2 protein-coding genes are annotated in these 618 nt (G+C 56.5%); both read left to right on the forward strand.

Annotation, left to right across the window (positions count from 1 at the left end; genetic code table 11):
* On the forward strand, window positions 1-278 hold a 278-nt coding region (locus ACKGJN_RS16480; protein WP_409540659.1), incomplete at its 5' end, for a hypothetical protein.
* Window positions 259-618 (forward strand): HipA N-terminal domain-containing protein (locus ACKGJN_RS16485; RefSeq protein WP_409540660.1); only part of this gene is annotated, 360 nt, incomplete at its 3' end. The genes ACKGJN_RS16480 and ACKGJN_RS16485, both read left to right, overlap by 20 nt.

Consider the following 618-nt stretch of genomic DNA (forward strand, 5'->3'; position numbering starts at 1 on the left):
CCAATGCCGCGAAAGCGCCGAAGGAAGTGGCGCAGCTTCAGCGTCAGCTTCGCGAGCTTCGTCACTTTCCACTGGCAAAGTCCGATCTGGAATCAATCCAACAGGCATACAAGGTCTACAAAAAGTATCTGGCGCGCCACAGCGATTTAAAGGCCATTCGCGACTCTCTGTCGCAGCTTCAGAGTTTGCGCAATGCACTGGCGCATGCGCCTGTCCATGAGCCCCAGACCGAGTACGTGAAATCCGCCTATAGCCTGGATGAGGACGACGATGGCTGATGTATTCGTCCTCAATGTCCTGCTATACGGCGAACCGATCGGCACATTGACGCGGGTTGGCGGCGATCGCACGATTTTTGCGTTCAATGACGCCTATATAGCGGATGAAGCACGGCCCGTGCTCGGAGCTGGATTCAAAGATGCGCTCGGGAATCTCATCACCGAATTCAGGTCCACCCAAACCAGGCTGATGCCCTTTTTTTCAAACCTTCTGCCCGAAGGTCATATGCGCGAGTACCTAGCCAACCGCGCCGGGGTGAGCGCCGAGCGGGAGTTTTTTCTGATCTGGGTGCTCGGCCATGATCTGCCCGGTGCCATCACCGTAAAACCGGCAGACGGC

The sequence above is a fragment of the Gillisia xinjiangensis genome (genome assembly GCF_046298265.1).
Lineage (GTDB): Bacteria > Bacteroidota > Bacteroidia > Flavobacteriales > Flavobacteriaceae > Gillisia > Gillisia xinjiangensis.